The 16,589-nt window shown below is 59.2% G+C and carries 14 protein-coding genes; 3 read left to right on the plus strand and 11 right to left on the minus strand.

What is annotated here, in order from left to right; translation table 11 throughout:
- Window positions 1-55: 55 nt before the first annotated feature.
- Window positions 56-1,192: an FAD-dependent monooxygenase gene (locus BJF91_RS10390; RefSeq protein WP_075614388.1), complete on the minus strand. Its 1,137-nt coding sequence runs from the start codon at window positions 1,190-1,192 to the stop codon at window positions 56-58.
- Between the two features lie 499 nt (window positions 1,193-1,691).
- Window positions 1,692-2,372 (minus strand): TetR/AcrR family transcriptional regulator, encoded by a 681-nt coding sequence (locus BJF91_RS10395; RefSeq protein WP_075614389.1) that lies wholly within the window; start codon window positions 2,370-2,372, stop codon window positions 1,692-1,694.
- 447 nt (window positions 2,373-2,819) lie between these two features.
- Between BJF91_RS10395 and BJF91_RS10400 the strand changes: the two genes are divergently transcribed.
- The gene (locus BJF91_RS10400; RefSeq protein ID WP_075614586.1) at window positions 2,820-4,784 is read left to right on the plus strand and encodes an ABC transporter ATP-binding protein/permease; all 1,965 of its coding nucleotides are present in this window, start codon (window positions 2,820-2,822) and stop codon (window positions 4,782-4,784) included.
- 41 nt (window positions 4,785-4,825) lie between these two features.
- Here BJF91_RS10400 and BJF91_RS10405 read toward each other — a convergent pair whose 3' ends face one another.
- The 4 genes from BJF91_RS10405 to BJF91_RS10420 all read right to left on the minus strand — a co-directional run bounded on the left by BJF91_RS10405 (window position 4,826) and on the right by BJF91_RS10420 (window position 9,190).
- Window positions 4,826-5,842 (minus strand): LacI family DNA-binding transcriptional regulator, encoded by a 1,017-nt coding sequence (locus BJF91_RS10405; RefSeq protein ID WP_075614587.1) that lies wholly within the window; start codon window positions 5,840-5,842, stop codon window positions 4,826-4,828.
- 87 nt (window positions 5,843-5,929) lie between these two features.
- The gene (locus tag BJF91_RS10410; RefSeq protein WP_075614390.1) at window positions 5,930-6,943 is read right to left on the minus strand and encodes a zinc-dependent alcohol dehydrogenase family protein; all 1,014 of its coding nucleotides are present in this window, start codon (window positions 6,941-6,943) and stop codon (window positions 5,930-5,932) included.
- A 15-nt stretch (window positions 6,944-6,958) separates the two neighbouring features.
- The gene (locus tag BJF91_RS10415) at window positions 6,959-7,729 is read right to left on the minus strand and encodes an L-iditol 2-dehydrogenase (RefSeq protein ID WP_075614588.1); all 771 of its coding nucleotides are present in this window, start codon (window positions 7,727-7,729) and stop codon (window positions 6,959-6,961) included.
- Between the two features lie 147 nt (window positions 7,730-7,876).
- Window positions 7,877-9,190, minus strand: coding sequence for an ABC transporter substrate-binding protein (locus tag BJF91_RS10420; RefSeq protein ID WP_075614391.1), 1,314 nt, complete (start codon window positions 9,188-9,190; stop codon window positions 7,877-7,879).
- A 314-nt stretch (window positions 9,191-9,504) separates the two neighbouring features.
- Here BJF91_RS10420 and BJF91_RS10425 point away from each other — a divergent pair, with 314 nt between their 5' ends.
- The gene (locus tag BJF91_RS10425; protein WP_075614392.1) at window positions 9,505-10,488 is read left to right on the plus strand and encodes a tagatose kinase; all 984 of its coding nucleotides are present in this window, start codon (window positions 9,505-9,507) and stop codon (window positions 10,486-10,488) included.
- A gap of 1 nt (window position 10,489) precedes the next feature.
- The gene (locus tag BJF91_RS10430) at window positions 10,490-11,758 is read left to right on the plus strand and encodes a D-tagatose-bisphosphate aldolase, class II, non-catalytic subunit (RefSeq protein WP_075614393.1); all 1,269 of its coding nucleotides are present in this window, start codon (window positions 10,490-10,492) and stop codon (window positions 11,756-11,758) included.
- An 88-nt stretch (window positions 11,759-11,846) separates the two neighbouring features.
- Here BJF91_RS10430 and BJF91_RS10435 read toward each other — a convergent pair whose 3' ends face one another.
- The 5 genes from BJF91_RS10435 to BJF91_RS10455 are packed head-to-tail and all read right to left on the minus strand — an operon-like array spanning window position 11,847 to window position 16,572.
- The gene (locus BJF91_RS10435) at window positions 11,847-12,383 is read right to left on the minus strand and encodes a flavin reductase (protein WP_075614394.1); all 537 of its coding nucleotides are present in this window, start codon (window positions 12,381-12,383) and stop codon (window positions 11,847-11,849) included.
- 26 nt (window positions 12,384-12,409) lie between these two features.
- Window positions 12,410-13,813 (minus strand): amidase, encoded by a 1,404-nt coding sequence (locus tag BJF91_RS10440; protein ID WP_075614395.1) that lies wholly within the window; start codon window positions 13,811-13,813, stop codon window positions 12,410-12,412.
- Window positions 13,803-14,015 (minus strand): hypothetical protein, encoded by a 213-nt coding sequence (locus BJF91_RS10445; RefSeq protein WP_075614396.1) that lies wholly within the window; start codon window positions 14,013-14,015, stop codon window positions 13,803-13,805. The genes BJF91_RS10440 and BJF91_RS10445 overlap by 11 nt, the downstream gene beginning before the upstream one ends.
- Window positions 14,015-15,025, minus strand: coding sequence for an ABC transporter permease (locus BJF91_RS10450; RefSeq protein ID WP_075614397.1), 1,011 nt, complete (start codon window positions 15,023-15,025; stop codon window positions 14,015-14,017). The genes BJF91_RS10445 and BJF91_RS10450 overlap by 1 nt, the downstream gene beginning before the upstream one ends.
- Entirely contained in the window at window positions 15,022-16,572 is a 1,551-nt protein-coding gene (locus BJF91_RS10455) for a sugar ABC transporter ATP-binding protein (protein ID WP_075614398.1), read from the minus strand. Before BJF91_RS10455 ends, BJF91_RS10450 begins: the two co-directional genes overlap by 4 nt.
- Window positions 16,573-16,589: the final 17 nt, after the last annotated feature.

A 16,589-nucleotide genomic window follows, 5' to 3' on the forward strand; every position in this document is an offset into this window, starting at 1 on the left:
CTTAAGCGTGCGCTGTTCGACAACGAGGACAACACACAGCAATGGGGCCAGGCAATTAGCGATAGGGCTCGGCAATTGCCACCAAGGAGGCGGAAATCAGGGCCGCCTGCTGCTGTTTAGGCGCAGCGGACATCTCTAGCTCACCGATTTTCAGCGAGTTGTTGACGACCAGCGATGCGCGTGGAATACGTCGGCGCTCGAAGTCCGCCAGAACTTGCGCAACGGACTGACCACTGGCGAGTTCGTCGCAGAGTACGATAGCATCTTCAATTGCTGCGCCAGCGCCGGCGCCTAGATGAGGGGTCGTGGCGTGGACGGCATCCCCGATCAACACGACGCGACCCACGCTCCAGCGATCGGTTAGAAGAACGCTTTCCAGCGGCCGATAAAGGATCGGCGTATCCTCGTTAATCGTATCGCGCAACCGAGCAACCTCGCCGCCAAAGCCTTCCATCAACTGACGCAACAAGCCGGGAAGTTGAGCCTTTTCCCGCCACGGATTATTAGGCACATGTTCCAGCAAATAAAGGTACATCTTGTCCGGCGAACACAGGGTAAAGCCAAGCTTGACCCTGTCGCCCAGAAACATGCGGCCGCAATCCCACCCGGCTGGTATGTCGAACAGCGCGCGCCAGCAGGCTTGGCCCGTAAAACGTGGCAGCGGCGCGTCGGGCAATATCATGGACCGCGTTTTCGAGAACAGTCCGTCGGCGCCGATCACCAGGTCGTAGCGGCTGCGCGTACCATCGGAAAACAGCACATCGACACCGGCGCCATCCTGGCTCAGTTCTGTCATATTGAGACCGGCCCGCACTTCGGCTCCGGCCGCCAATACCCGAGATTTCATGATCGCGTGCAGCACGGGGCGCAAGATCCCACCTTCCGCCGGAACGTGCGGTGCATAGAGTCGGGGAGAGGCCATCTTAGCCAACACATCGCCGGCCTGACTGCAAAGAACAAAACTGTCATAGCAGTTGCCTTTGGCCATGATCTCGTCAGCAAGACCAAGATCGCAAAGAGCGCGTAACGTCAGCACCGAAAGGGTGATCCCGGTGCCGTAAACACCCCAATTGGGGTCGATATCGATAAGATCGACCGCGACGTCCTGCTCACGCAGTCGCATGGCCGCAGCCATGCCGGCGACACCTCCCCCGACGACCAGAACCTTGGTGACCAGTGACGGTTTACTCATAAAACTCTCCTCCCTGCGCCTGTCACGACCGGTTTTTCCTCCCGGGCCGATCATGCCGCACTGCCGTACATCAAAAGAAATCGCCGTCTGGACTGACGGTTGGCACCATTCCAACGTCTATTATTCGCTATTTAATTGGTTGACCAATCAAAAAATATAACCGGGAGGTAGATATGATTCGGCCTCTGCTCGTCAACGCCAATAGGCAGTCTGGAAGACTGCAACCGAATGGTGGCGGCGAGGTTCTGCAGTTGAACCGGAATTCAGCTTCAATAATTCTCGTATCGGCGCTTACGGCGACTTTTGCGCAAGAAATGGGGGGAGATTTTCGAGATTGAGGACACCTGCCAGCGCCGACCGGCCGATGGGTAAGCCGCCGCCGATCCGGAACGTTAACAACATTGGCACAGGCTGTTGCGAACCGCACGCAGCCTACTTCAACGTATGCCTCAATGTGTCGAGACGTTCGCCGGGTTTAGATCCAAGGGCATCTGAACTATTAGGCAGGTCTTAGCGCGTTGAGACCCGCCAAGGCAAATTTCAGCAGCAGCGAATAGGCATTTGAGAGGTCTGCTCCCGAAAAACGGCCGTCGGAAAGGGAGTCGAGACGTCTGTTCTTGGACACTGTCTGAAGCATCAGCACAAGTACCATAGCAAAGCCGCGCAACAAGGTTTCCTCATCGATATCAGGCATAAGCGTGCGAAGTCGTGCGATGAACAGATTGGCCGTTTCGTCGTAATTCTCACGGATGTAGCTAAGCCATCGGTCGTTTGTCGCCAGCTTTGCAAGAAGCAGAAGATAGGCCTGCCAACCCTCGTCATTGCTTTGCATCTGCTCAAACAGCGGTTGCATGAAGGCGTCCAGCAGGCTCTCCACAGTCACGTTGCCGCTTTCTTCCAACGCCGCCAGCCGTGCCCGCCGCGTCAGATTGAGCGTTTCGGCCCGGCGCGCGACAATGGCTGCAAACAGATTTTCCTTGGTCTTGAAGTGGTAGCTGACCAGAGCAAGCGTCACGCCAGCAGAATTGGTGATGTCGCGCAAAGAGACGGTATCGAAGGAATGATTGCCAAACAATAATTCGGCGGCAGCGATGATTTTTTCCCGAGTCTGGTCCCCGTTAGCTCGCGTCTGTGGCGCTGCTTCGTTCCGCTCGCTGCCTGCCTTGGCCTTGCTGACCATAGTCCATTCTCCCTTACCGATCGATCCTGCCTTAGAAGGTCCGGAGTTCCCGAGCCCACACATCTTTGCCTTCCCACTCACCGACATAGGCAAGCTATAGCCGGCTGTCATCTGTTTGCGCTCTTTTAATCGGCGCCGCAGCGCGGCCATATAAATCGATGCGAAGGCTGCTGGCAGTAGCCGATACCATAAATGCACGAGTTCGGCATTCCGTACTGCCACTCCCGGGTGATGAACCTGTCAGAACGGAGATCTTCACGAACTAATCCCAAGGCCACCCTTGCGGACATCCCAAGATTGTATTGCAATTCATAGCCTTGGACGTTGATCTCAGTTCTCCCTCTCGGCGGAACCGTCGAGCGTCCGCAGCGTTGTCAGACGCCAGGATCCGCCAACGTTTTTCGGCGGAAACAGAGCGACTTCAATTCTCCAGCCGACGCGGTGCCCATGTCAGATGCCAATTCAAAGCTAAATCGTTCCACCGGCGTCCAAGAGCAGAAAAAAGCTTCTGCCGATCAACACCAAGAAGCAGAAATCCCACCGCCTGAAAACCCGGAGCATGACTGGAATCTGACGCCGGAGGAGGCTGAAGAGGCGAGAAAGGCCTATCTGCTGAAACGGTTCTGGATCAGCGCCCGAGGCTACTGGAGCCGTCGCGGCGATAAGCTTGCCTGGCCTTTTTCCTTGGCACTGTTGGCTTTGATCGGCATTAACGTTGGTTTTCAATACGGCATCAACGTCTGGAACCGCAGCATTTTCGACGCGATCGAGCAACGCAATGCCAGCGATGTCTATCGGCTGGGCTTGCTGTTTCCGCCACTCGTGTTGGGAAGCGTCGGCCTCGTCACTTTACAGGTCTACGTCCGCATGTTGATACAGCGCCGCTGGCGTTCGTGGCTGACCAAATCGCTGGTTTCCCGCTGGCTGACCAATGGCCGCTATTACCAGCTTAACCTGATCGGCGGAGATCACGGCAATCCCGAGGCCCGCATCTCCGAAGACATGCGCATCGGAACTGAGTCCCCGGTCGATTTTACCGCCGGCGTAATCTCCGCATTCCTGTCGGCGTCAACCTTTATCGTCGTTCTCTGGACCATAGGGGGCGCGCTGACCATCTCCATCGCCGACACATGGATCACCATACCAGGCTTTCTGGTGATTGCTGCGGTTGTCTACGCTGGCATCACCTCAAGCTCGATCGCCTTTATCGGCCGCAACTTTGTTGTGGTCTCCGAGGCCAAGAACCAAACCGAAGCAGAGTTTCGCTACACCCTGACGCGCGTGCGGGAAAATGGTGAAAGCATTGCTCTGCTTGGTGGAGAAGAAGAGGAGCAAAGCGATCTCGACAAAACCTTCGGCAAGGTAAGACAGCAGTGGCGCCTGCTTGCCAAGCAGCATATGCGCACCACTGTTGTCTCCCATGGCTCGATGCTGATCGCACCCGTCGTACCGCTGCTTCTCTGCGCGCCGAAATTCCTGGATGGAAGCATGTCTCTCGGGCAAGTCATGCAGGCCGCGTCTGCCTTTACCATCGTGCAGGGTGCTTTCGGCTGGCTGGTCGACAACTATCCGCGGCTTGCCGACTGGAACGCCTGTGCGCGGCGCGTCGCATCGCTGATGCTATCGCTCGACGGATTGGAACGAGCAGAATCGAGCGAAGCATTCGGCCGGATCAAACGGGGTGAAACAACTGGCGAATTTGTGCTTAGCCTGCGAAATCTCTCGGTTTCGCTTGGCGATGGCACGGCGGTCGTCAAGGAAACCGAGGTGGACATCAAGCCGGGCGAGCGTGTGCTTGTCGCGGGCGAATCCGGATCCGGCAAAAGTACCTTGATACGGGCGATTTCAGGACTTTGGCCATGGGGTGATGGCGAGGTCAGCTTCCGCCCCGACCAGAAGCTATTTATGCTGCCGCAACGACCATACATTCCATCTGGAACTCTCGGCCGCGCGGTCGCCTATCCCGAAGCGGCGGATCGTTATAGCGTGGAGGAGGTTCAAGCCGCCCTTGAAAAGGTCGGCCTCGGACATCTCGCAGACCGGATTGAGGACGAAGCGCCCTGGGATCATACGCTGTCTGGCGGCGAAAAGCAGCGCTTGGCCTTTGCTCGGCTTCTGCTGAACGACCCCGACATCATCGTCCTCGATGAGGCAACCTCCGCGCTTGATGAAAAGACACAAGACAAGATCATGGATATGATGATCAACGAACTGCCCAAGGCAACCATCGTCAGTGTCGCGCATCGCATTGAACTTGAAGCTTTCCATAGCCGAAAGATCACATTGGAACGCCGGGACGGTGGCGCCAGACTGGTCAGCGATATCGAGTTGAGGCCACGCAAGCGCAAGCACCGGGTGCTCTCACGGTTGCTTGATCCGTCGAACCGGAGAGGGACTCAGGTCACGAGGTAACTTCGTCGTAACTCGATAAAACGAGGTACGACAAATGACCATCAAGCCGACGCTCGCAGCATCAGATCCGACTTCAGCAGGATCTGGTCGCGGCCAAGCCCCTGCTCTGCCCCGTCGACCTCGCCCAGTTTTTTCAGGAGCAGGCCGATCGCCAGGCGGCCAATCTCGTTATAGTTCTGCGCCACCGTCGTAATGGGCGGGCAGGCATATTGTGACAGCGGATGGTCGTCATGGCCTGCCACTCTCAGATCGTTGGCGGCACCATGGCCGACCTTCAGCCCTTTTTGCCAGGCGGCGGCGATGACGCCGAAGGCCAGGCGGTCATTGGCGCAGACAATCGTGCGTGTCGGTAGTTCGTTGAGGTTCTCAAAAAGACGCGATGCTTCCTCGAAGGCAAAGCGCTCGAAGTCCCATGTCAGATCGTTGGAGACGGTGAGCACCGCTGGGCTGAAATTGGCCGTCTCCATCGCTTCAACATAGACCTGCCGTCTCTGGGCGGCGTTGCGGTTCACCTCGGGCATTCCGAAAAAGCAGGGCGGTTCGCCGGAGCGGCAGAGGTAATCGACAATCAGTCCAAAGCTCTGGCGATTGTCGCTGCCCACAAAAGAGGCTTCCTCCTCAGGCGGGGCATCGACATACACAAGGGGAATGTCGCGCGCCAGAACATGCAGTGGCGAGTTTCTGCGCATGGTGCCGATGGGCGCAATGATCGCCCCCGCAACATTCATCGACTGCAGCGTGCTGACGGCGGCATCCTCAGCCTCGAGCCGTCCATCCGATGAAAGCATAAAGGCCAGAAACCCGGCCTCAGCGGCAATCGTCTCGATGCGGCGAGTCAGGGCCATGTAAAACGGGTCTAGCGCGTTCGGGATGATAATGCCGATGATATTGCTGCGGCGACGATTGAGGTTGACCGCAAACAGGTTTGGCTTGAAGCCTGATTTCTTCAGCGCCTCCTCGATGGCATCGCGCGTCTTCTTGCGCACCGAAGACGGATCGTTGAAATATTTCGAAACCGTGGGCCTGGAGAGGCCAACGAATTCCGAGAAGTCTTCCATCGTCTTGATCGGCTTTCGCAAGTCTCTCTCCATCACTCATCGACCTGCCCTTTTAGCACCGGAATCATCCGTTGAAAGGGGAGAGCGTCAGGGGGAAACGAATTGCACTTTCATCGTTGTCGGGTCCGACGGCTTTGCGAGGAAGAATGGAAGAAGCTCCTCGAGAGGCAGCCTGTGGCTGACTAGCTTCGCCATCCTCCCATCGTCCGCACCAAGGATTTCAAGCGCGTCGGGGATATTGCGGTTCAGGGAATGAGACCCGACGATCTTGATCTGCCGCCGAAAAATCTCGAACGGGTGGATCGTCACCGTGGCCGTGGGAGGGCAGACGCCGAACAGAAGCGCGGTCCCACCATCTTCGACCAAGTCGATCATCTTTTCCACAACGGACGGCACCCCGGTGGCATCAGCGACGAAGTCGAAGCCATGGCGCTGCGACGTGAGGCTGTCCGATCCGGACACGGCCGTGCCGAGACCGAGATCTGCGGCAAATGCCAGACGATCCTCGTTAATATCAGCAACCGTTACCGCGTCCGCTCCCCTCGCCTGCAGCGTGAGAGCCATCAGAAGGCCGATAGGACCGGCGCCGAAAACCAGAGCCCTCTGCGGAATACGATCACCTTTACCGGCGCCCGCGGTTTTCAGGCCGTTCAGGACACAGGCAAGCGGTTCCGCCAGTGCCGCGCGGTCGAAGGGGAGATTACGGATCCGGTGAAGCTGGTCGGCACGCACAACGCTATAGTCGCTGAAACCGCCATCCTGCGTTACACCATAGGCCTTGAGATTAGCGCAAAGATTGGTGAGCCCCTTGCGGCAGGCTGGGCAGGTTCCGCAGGGCAAGTTGGGATCGACGACGACCCGATCGCCAATGCTGAAATGCGTGATGTCGCTTGCGAGGGCTTCGATCTCGCCTGCAAACTCGTGTCCTGGAATAACCGGAAAGGCGCTTGCGCCATAGCGGCCATGCAGCACATCGATATCCGTGTGGCAAAGTCCTGATGCTCTGACCCGTATCAGGGCGTGGCCCTCGGGAAGGTGGCTGCCGAGGGAAAGATTAGCCAGCACCGGTTGGCCCTTTCCCACAAATTGAATGGCCTTCATGGTCGCAAACCTCCCTCAACTCATCCAGTTGCCGCCGTCGACATTGTAGGTCTGCGCCAGGATGTAATCGCTGTCTGCAGATGCCAGGAAAACGGCAAGCCCCTTGATGTCATCAGGCGTTGCGAACCGGCCGATCGGCACCGATTTTGCCACCTGCGCCTTCTTCTCGCCGGGCTTCAGACCTTCCCATTCCGCGAATTTGGCATCGACCACGTCCCAGTGCTCGCCATCGACAACGCCAGGTGCGATCGCGTTGACATTGATGCCGTGCTTGACAAGCGCAAGCGCTGCCGACTGAGTGGCCGAAATGATGGCGGCCTTCGATGCGCAGTAGAGGGTGACGAGCGCCTCGCCCCGACGCCCGGCTTGGCTCGCCATGTTGATGATCTTGCCGCCACGCTTGCGGTCGATCATCACGTTTGACACGGCCCGCATCATGAACAATGGTCCCTTGAAGTTCACGTCCATCACACGGGTATAACTTTCCTCGGTGATGCCGTTGATCGGCGCCATATCGAAGATCGCGGCATTGTTGACGAGGATGTCGATGCCGCCGAATTCCTGGTCGACGGCTTTCACCACCCGGTCGATATCGGCAATATCGGTGACATCGAGCTTCATGGCTTTCGCTGCCGGGCCGATATCGGCCGCAGCCTGTGTCGCCCGTTCGATATTGATATCGGCGATGACGACTTTCGCGCCTTCGGCCACGAAGGCTTCGGCAAAGCCGAGGCCGATGCCGCGCGCGCCACCGGTGATCAGGGCAACCTTGTCTTTCAGTCTCATGGTTCGGTCTCCGACAAACCGCGTCTTGACGTGGCGGTCGTCCATCTGGGTCTGCAATCGGGATTGGAGATCGATGCCCGGCGAAGGAGCGCCGGGCATCGCGGGAGGACCTGCCGCCCTGAACGTGCTGAGCGGCAGGCTGAAGCGCTACTTGATGTAATGGGCGCGGGTCATGTCGCGCGTCACCTGCTTCTGCGAGGCCTCAAGGGCGGCGTCGACAGACTTTTGACCGGCCAGAGCGGCACTGATCTGCTGGCCGACGAAGGTGCCGATGCCCTGGAACTCCGGAATGGCCACGAACTGCACGCCGGTATAGGGCACAGGATCCTTGGTGGGCTTGGACGGATCAGCAGACATGATGGCCTTCAGCACCGTATCGGCAAACGGCGCCGCCTTCTGGTATTCGGCAAGCGCGTAGGTGGATTTGCGGGTGCCGGGCGGAATGGAAACCCAGCCTTCCGTCTGGCCGACAAGCTTTACATAATCCTTGGAGGTCGCCCATTTGACGAAGGATTTGGCGGTTTCAGCCTTCTTCGTCGTTGCCGGGATTGCCAGGTTCCACGACCAGGACCAGCTAGAACCCGCAGGCGTCACGGCAACGGGAGACCGGGTGAAGGCAACCTTGTCGGCAACCTTGCTCTGCTTGGGATCGTAGACGCGGCCCGCTGCCGAGGTGGCGTCGATCCACATGGCACATTTGCCCGAGGCAAACAGCGTCTGGTTTTCGTTGAAGCCGTTCGACGTCACACCAGGTGGGCCATATTTCTTCATCAGGTCGACGTAATCGGTGACTGCCTTTTTCCACGGCTCGGTGGTGAGTTGCGGTTTCCAGTCCATATCGAACCAGCGGCCGCCATAGGTATTCACCATGGTGCCAAGGAAGGCCATGTTCTCGCCCCAACCCGGCTTGCCGCGCAGGCAAAGGCCGTACTGGCTCTTGGCCTTGTCCGTCAGTTTGGCCGCATAGTCCTTGATTTGGTCATAGGTCGGCTGGTCGGGCATCTTGATGCCGGCGGCGTCGAAAAGATCCTTGCGGTAAAGGGTGAAGGAGCTTTCGGTGTAGAACGGCACCGCATAGAGCTTTCCATTGACAGTCAGGCCCGCCTTGATCGGATCGAGCAGGTCACCGTAATCATAGTCGTCGCCGAGGTCGTCCATCTGGCGCAACCATCCGGACTTGCCCCAGATCGGTGCCTCATAACCGCCGATCGTCATGATGTCGAACTGACCACTCTTCGTGGCAATATCCGTCGTCAACTTCTCGCGCAGCACGTTCTCCTCCAGAACGACCCACTTGATCTTGTTGCCGGTCTGCTGCTCCCACTGCTTGGAGAGCTTCTGCATGATGATCATGTCGCCATTGTTGACGGTCGCGATCGTGATGTCCTCGGCATGCGCCATTCCTGCAAGCAGGCCAAAGCCGACCACGGACGACAAAAGGATGCTAGGCCTTACACTCATATCAATCTCCTCCATTGGCGAGTGCGAAAACGCATAAAGCTTACATGCGTAAACTTTTATTACGATGGCTCAGCGCCTTGTCAAGCACTCCATTTGACGGCCTGAATGCCGCATAGCAGCAAAGATAGAGGGATAAAATGGAGAATGTAGGATTTTGAGCGCTAAATCGATTGGAATTCAATGAGGCGCTGCCCTTGTTGCAGCGCTTATAAAATTTACACGCGAAAATTTATATTGACGTGGCGGCTGTGCATTTCTATTCATCAGCAAGCGCAGGCAAAAAGCCCTCGGTGGTGTAAGTGTTTGGAGGAGCCATGAAAAACCCATCCGTCCTTGCTCCGGAGAGGCTCGGGCCAACGATCACCGCCGGCGAGATCCTTGTCGAGATCATGGCGACATCGGTCGGGACGGGCTTTCTTGAGCCGCTTCCTCTGCTCGGGCCATTTCCGAGCGGCGCTCCGGCGATCTTTATTGACCAAGTCGCCAAACTCGGTGGCAGCGCCGGCATCATTTCCGCCGTCGGCGCCGACGATTTCGGCACGCTCAATATCGAGCGATTGAGACGCGACGGGGCAGACATATCCGCCATAGATGTCCTTCCTGATATGCCGACAGGAACAGCCTTCGTCCGCTACCGCCCGGACGGCGCGCGTGACTTCGTGTTCAACATCGCGAAGTCCGCCTCAGGGCAGATCCGCATGACGGATGCGGCGCGGCAGCTGATTTCGCGTGCCGGCCACGTCCATGTGATGGGATCCGCCTTTGCAATCACGGGTATCGGACAGATTCTGACGGACGCGGTTGCTGACGTGAAATCGCGAGGTGGCAGCGTGTCCTTCGACCCCAATGTTCGAAAGGAACTGATCGCAGAGCATGGTCAGGCGCGCGAACAGATGCGCGAGATCCTTGCCGTTACCGATCTTCTACTTCCTTCGGGCGAGGAGTTGGAAGTGGCCTCTGGCATTAAGGGAGAGGAGGCCTCCATCGGGGCTCTGCTCTCCCTTGGCATTTCCGAAATCGTGCTCAAGCGCGGCGCACTCGGCTCCTCCTATTTCGCAAAAGACGGTCGGCTGGACAGTCCGGCTTTTGCGGTGAAGGAAGTGGACCCGACAGGTGCGGGAGATTGTTTCGGAGCGACCTATCTGACCTGCCGCCGCCTTGGAAAATCACCCGAAGACGCGCTGCGCTATGCCAATGCCGCCGGCGCCCGCACCGTCACCCGGCAAGGGCCGATGGAAGGTGCTTCGAGCTTTGCCGAACTGGACGCCTTTATCAGAGAAACTGGATCGGAGACCTGACATGAGCAGCCATCTGCTGGAACTGGCCACGGCACGCCGCAACGGCACGCCTCTTGGCATCACCTCGGTATGTTCGGCCCATCCTAACGTCATCCGCGCCGCCCTGCGGCGGGCATCGACAACCCGGCAGCACGTTCTGATCGAGGCGACCTGCAATCAGGTCAATCATCTCGGTGGTTATACCGGCATGACGCCAGCTGATTTCGTGAACCTTGTGAACACGATTGCAGTGGAAGAGAAGCTGGAGCCCAGCCTCATCATCTTCGGCGGCGATCATCTCGGCCCCAATCCCTGGCGGAAAGAGAAACCGGAAACCGCATTGGCAAAGGCCCGGGATATGGTCAAAGCCTATGTGACCGCCGGGTTCAGCAAGATCCATCTCGACACGTCCATGGGTTGCTCCGGCGAACCGGCCGCCCTGGATGACCAAACAATTGCCAACCGGGCCGCCGACCTCTGCGAAGTGGCGGAAGCTGCCTCAAAGGCAGCAGGGCTTCCGCCGCCGGTCTATGTGCTCGGAACCGAAGTGCCCGTGCCCGGCGGGGCCGATCATGTGCTCGATAGCGTCGAGCCGACCTCGCCCGACGCCGCAAAAGCTACCATTGCCATTCACCGCGACATCTTCGCTGCTGCGGGGCTGGAGGCAGCATTCGAACGCGTCATCGCCTTCGTCGTGCAGCCCGGTGTGGAGTTCGGCAGCCAGAATGTGATGCAGTATGACCGGTCGAAAGCCCGGGCGCTGTCGCTGGTACTGAACGATCACCCTGGCCTGGTATTCGAGGCGCATTCGACGGACTATCAGACGCAGCAAGCTCTCAGCGACCTCGTCAGCGACGGTTTTCCAATCCTCAAGGTCGGCCCCGGCCTGACATTTGCCTATCGAGAAGCCCTTTACGCTCTTGATATGATCGCTTCGGACCTGATCCCATCCTACGGGACACGACCACTTGCGGCGGCGATGGAGCGGCTGATGCTCGACCACCCAACGGATTGGCAAGGCCATTATCACGGCGATACCCAATCCGTGCGCCTTCAGCGCCACTACAGCTACAGTGACCGCATTCGCTATTACTGGAACCGGCCAGAAGCGACATCTGCCGTGCAGGCACTGCTTTCGGCGCTTGATGGACAGGTGATCCCCGAGCCTTTGCTGCACCAGTTCTTTGGAGAGCACACCAAAGCAGGATCTACCGCCGAAGAGACATTGCTGGCATCAGTCGAAGGTGTCCTCGCTATCTACGACCGCGCGGTGCATCCACAGCAATCATAAAAGATAGCGAGGTTGTTGTGTTTCAGTCCAAATGCCGCTCGCGTCAAACTTGCCGCGGTCGCCTCTATCCGGAAAGAAAGCAAATCGGTCAGCCGTCCAGCAAAGACGTCTGACCCAGCCGGTGGTAGCGGCGCTGGTGATAGGCCAAACCATCGCCCGCCTCGCCCTGGCGAACCATCAGTACCCGACACAGCAAGACATCGTGGGTTCCCGATGCGACATGGCTGTCGATGATGCAGTCGAAGGAGGCGATAGCATCTGCAAGTGCCGGCGCGCCCGTCACGCCCTCTAACCAGTCGGCCCCGGCGAAGCGGTCTTCCATGGGCGTCTTGCCGCCAAACAGCCCTGACAGATTAACATGCGACGGGTTCAGCGTATTGACCGTCAGCACACCATTGCTCCGGAAGGCATCATAGACCGAACTGGAGCGGTTGAGGCAGACGAGCAGCGTCGGCGGCGTATCGCTGACACTGCACATAGCCGTGGCGGCAAAGCCTGCGCGTCCGGCAACGCCATCGGTCGTTACGATGTGCACGGCCGCACCGACACTGGCCATGGCATTTCGGAACAGGTCTCGGTCAACCACCTGGTCGCCGGGCTGGAAATGGGGCTGGATTGCATTCATTGCTCAACTCCTTCTCATCATATTGGTCAGGTGGCGGCTTTGGCGGTGAACCGGGAAAGTGCCAATGCCCGTTCAAGATGCCGGGCCACCGAAGCAGCCAGATCCTCCCGCCAGGGACGCGCAACCAGCTGAAGCGCAATGGGCAGGCCTTCGCGGCTTGCGGCCACCGGCACCGTCACCACAGGCAGGCCGAGATAGGAAAACGGCCGGGTCAGCGCGGTCATGGCGCTGATGACCTCGTTCATCCGACTGCCGGCACCGACATCGACGTCCCGGTCAAGCGGCGCGATAAAGGGCATGGTCGGCAGGATCAGCACGTCGCAGGCGCCAAAACTTTCCTCCAGAAAGCGCGCCAACATAACCGAACGGATTTGTAGAGCCCGGACATAGAGCGGTCCGGGAATGGCAAGCCCCTGCGACAGGCGCATGCGAACTTGCGACCCGAATTGATCAGGCGCGTCCCGCATGCTGTCGAAATGCACAGCCGCCGCCTCGGTCATCGCCACGGCATTGGCGAGTTCCGTTACGGCCTCCAGATCCGCAAAGGGTGCGTCTGCCACCTGCACCCCATCCCGATCCAAAAGCCGCCCCACAGTTTGCACAGCCTCTCCGACATCGTCAGACAGGGTTTGCTGGAACAGACCCTTGGCAAGTCCGATCCTGACGCCTTCGATATTGTCCAGCAACGGTCGCAGCGGCGCATCGAGACAGGTCGGGTCAAGACCATCGGGGCCGCTGATCAGCGACAGGATCAGCCAGGCATCCTCGACACTGCCTGCCAGAGGGCCGATGCAATCCTGGGAGAAGGACAGCGGCATGGCGCCATGGCGGCTGACGCGGCCTTGCGTCGGCTTAATACCCACTGTGCCGCAGCAGGCTGCCGGTATCCGGATGGAGCCGCCAGTATCGGACCCCAAGGCCGCCAGCACCACCCCTGCCCCAACTGCCGAGCCGGAGCCGCTGGAGGAGCCGCCGGTGATCCGGTCCGGATCGATCGGATTTAAGACGCGGCCATGATGGTGGTTATGCCCCGTCGGCCCCATGGCGAATTCCGACATGTTGAGGCGTCCAATCGAGAAACTTCCAGCCGTTCCAAGACGTGCAAGGACCGTTGACGTCGTCTTGGCGCGGTGCCCGGCCCGGATCAGCGAACCACAGCCGGTGAGGCGCCCCTCGCCGTCAAACATGTCCTTGTGGGCCAGAGGCACACCGTGCAGCGGCCCTAAGCTCGCGTCCGAGGTCCGCATGTCGTCCGCGGCCTTTGCGCAGGCAAGCGCATGTTCTTCATCGATATCGATGAAGGCATTGAGGCGAGACCGACTGGCTTTGGCTCGCGACAGCGCCGCAAGGGTCATCTCCTGCGACGAAATCACGCCGCTACGGATCGCCTCTGCGGCCTGTCTCAGGCTTTTGGGATGGTCAAGGCTCACCTTTGATCTCCCGCAGCATCAGCCCTTGGAAATGTGAGGGCTCCACCGAAAACAGCCCACCGTCGCGACCGTAGGAATGGATGCCGATGGCACGGGCATCCCGCGCGATCTCGGCTTGCATGGCAAGCCGCTCCGCTTCGGTGACGGAACGGCTCCAGAAGGCGCGGGCCAAAAGTTCTGCCAAGTCCTCTCGCACCGTCATCAGCTGAACTCCTGCGGCTGGCGATTGCGCACAAGCTGGCTCAGCGCCACGGCGATGACGAGAGCGCCGCCATAGAACAGGTTTTGCACATAAGCATCGGCTCCCAGCATGGTGAGCCCAGTGATGCCGGTCACCAGGAAATAGACGCTGATCACCGCCCCAAAGGCGTTGAACCGGCCCGGAGAGATCGTGGTAGCCCCGAGGAAGGCCGCTGCAAAAGCCGGCAAAAGCAGGTTCAGCCCCGAAAGTGGGTCGGCGGAGCCCGTCATGCCGGCATAGAAAATCCCGGCCAAAGCGGCGATCAGGCCAGACAGGATGAAGGAAATAGCCCGTACTTTATCCACCGCAATGCCATTGAGGCGAGACACCTCGCGCCCGCGCCCGACGAAGAGCAGTCTGCGCCCGGCAATCGTATATTCCAGCGCGTACCAGATCACGGCGGCGAGGATCAGCGCATAGAAAAAGGCGAGCGGAATACCAAAGAGCCGGTTGATGATCACCGATTCCACCAGGGACATCGACACACCTGATATGGTCTGAGAATTGCTGATCCACAAAATCAGGCCATTGACGAAGGTGCCGACGCCAAGCGTGACGATCAGCGAATGGATGCGGAAATAAAGGACGAAGAAGGCATTGACCGCGCCGATAATCACTCCGGCGGCCAGCGCAATCACGAGAGTCGGCGCCAGCGGCCAGCCTTCGCGGGCATTCAGCACGCCGATCAGCATAGTGCTCATGGTCAGCGTCGAGGCTCCCGACAGGTCGAAATCGCCCGACGTGAGAGGAATGATAATGCCGAGCGTCAGCACGACAAGCACGGCCTGCGACCCGAACATGGTGGAAAAATTGCGCCAGCTGAGAAAGGAATCCGGCATAAGAATGCCGAAAATCACGATCAGCAGCAGCCAGGCGCCGACCAGCGCAAACCGCTCGCCCTCCTGCTTCAAGGCGAAACGGGGCAGGCTCTTTGTTTTGACAGGTTTGGCGGACACATCGATCGTCGTCATTCTGCGGCCTCCGCGGTTTGGCTTTCGCTGTAGAAACAAGCTTCGGTTATCGCCTTGCGGCTGATCTCTGCCCCCTTCAACTCGATGACCGGTCGTCCTCGGGCAAAGACGAGAATGCGGTCGGCGATCTGTTCGAGCTGTTCATTGTCGGTGGAGGCACAGAGAATGGCAGTGCCTGCCCGCGCCGCCTGATCCAGCGCCAGAAAGATCTGCTGGCGAGCGCCGAAATCCACGCCCTGGGTCGGCTCGTCCAGCAGCAGCAGCCGGGGTTTGGTCTGCAACCATTTGGCAAGCAGCACCTTTTGCTGGTTGCCGCCCGAGAGGGCTGCGAGCGGCAGTGCCGGACGGCGCGGGCGCACATCGTGCAGTTCCGAAAGCAAGGCCGCCTGCCGCATCATGCCCCCGCGGTCGAGGCCATAGGTACGCCGATGCTGATCCAGAACCGGCAAGGTGATGTTGTCGGTGATCGACAGGCTGCCAACGCCTGCCGCCCCCAACCGGTCTCCCGGTAGAAGCGCAATACCAAGCGCCTGTGCCTTGGCCGGCGTCAGCCGGTTAAGATCAATCTGCTGGCCTTCCATGACCATCCGGCCCGAGGCCTTGGCTGCGCCGAACAGCGCATAGGGAAGGTTCGCGAAGCCGGAACCAATCAGCCCTGTTACGCCAAGCACTTCGCCTTCGGCGATGCTGATGTCGAAGGGTTTCGCACGCCCTGCCGTGAAGTCTCGGACCGTCACGGCCGCAGGACGCGATACGGTTTCCCGGCTCTTGGCGAAGGCCTCGATCCGGCTGCCGACGATGGTGTCAAGAATGGCTTGCCGACCGCTTGCGCCAGTGTCGAGAATGTCGACCAGTTCGCCATCCCTCAGCACGGCCACCCGGTCGGTGATTTCACGCACCTCGTCGATATCATGGGTGACGATGACCACGGACGCACCACGCGCCACAATTGAGCGGATCAGCGTGAAGAGACGACCGACATCCTCGGCCGACAAAAACGGCGTCGGCTCGTCCAGCACGAGAATACCCTCGCCGCCATGCCCGGCATCGGAGGCCTTCAAATCTTCGAAGGCGCGGACAATGGCCACGAATGCGCGCTCGACTGGCGAGAGCGAGGCAATGGTCGCGAAGGGATCGATCGAGAGACGGAAATCGGCAAACAATGCGGCCACCTGCCGCGCTTCTCGCCGCCAATTGACGAACCAGGGCGTGCGGGCTTGAAGGGCGGTAACGCGCATGTTTTCCAACACCGTCAGCGATCCGATCAACCCGAGATGCTGATGGACGAAAGCGACGCCACGCTTCTTGATGTCCATCTGGTTGAGCGGCAGCGGCATGGTTTGGCCCCAGAGCACGACCTCGCTGCTCGGCTCGGGCTGGTAGAAGCCGGCAAGCACCTTGATCAGTGTCGATTTGCCAGATCCGTTCTGACCAAGCAGGCCAAACACCTCGCCGCGCTTTACTGACAGCGACACCCCCTTCAGCGCCTGATGGCTCCCGAAGCGCATGCGGATATTTTTCATGTGAAGCACGGCATTCTCAGACATGGCGGGCTCCTCTAATG

Source organism: Gillisella taibaishanensis (genome assembly GCF_001938985.1).
In the GTDB taxonomy this organism is placed as follows: Bacteria; Pseudomonadota; Alphaproteobacteria; order Rhizobiales; family Rhizobiaceae; genus Allorhizobium; species Allorhizobium taibaishanense.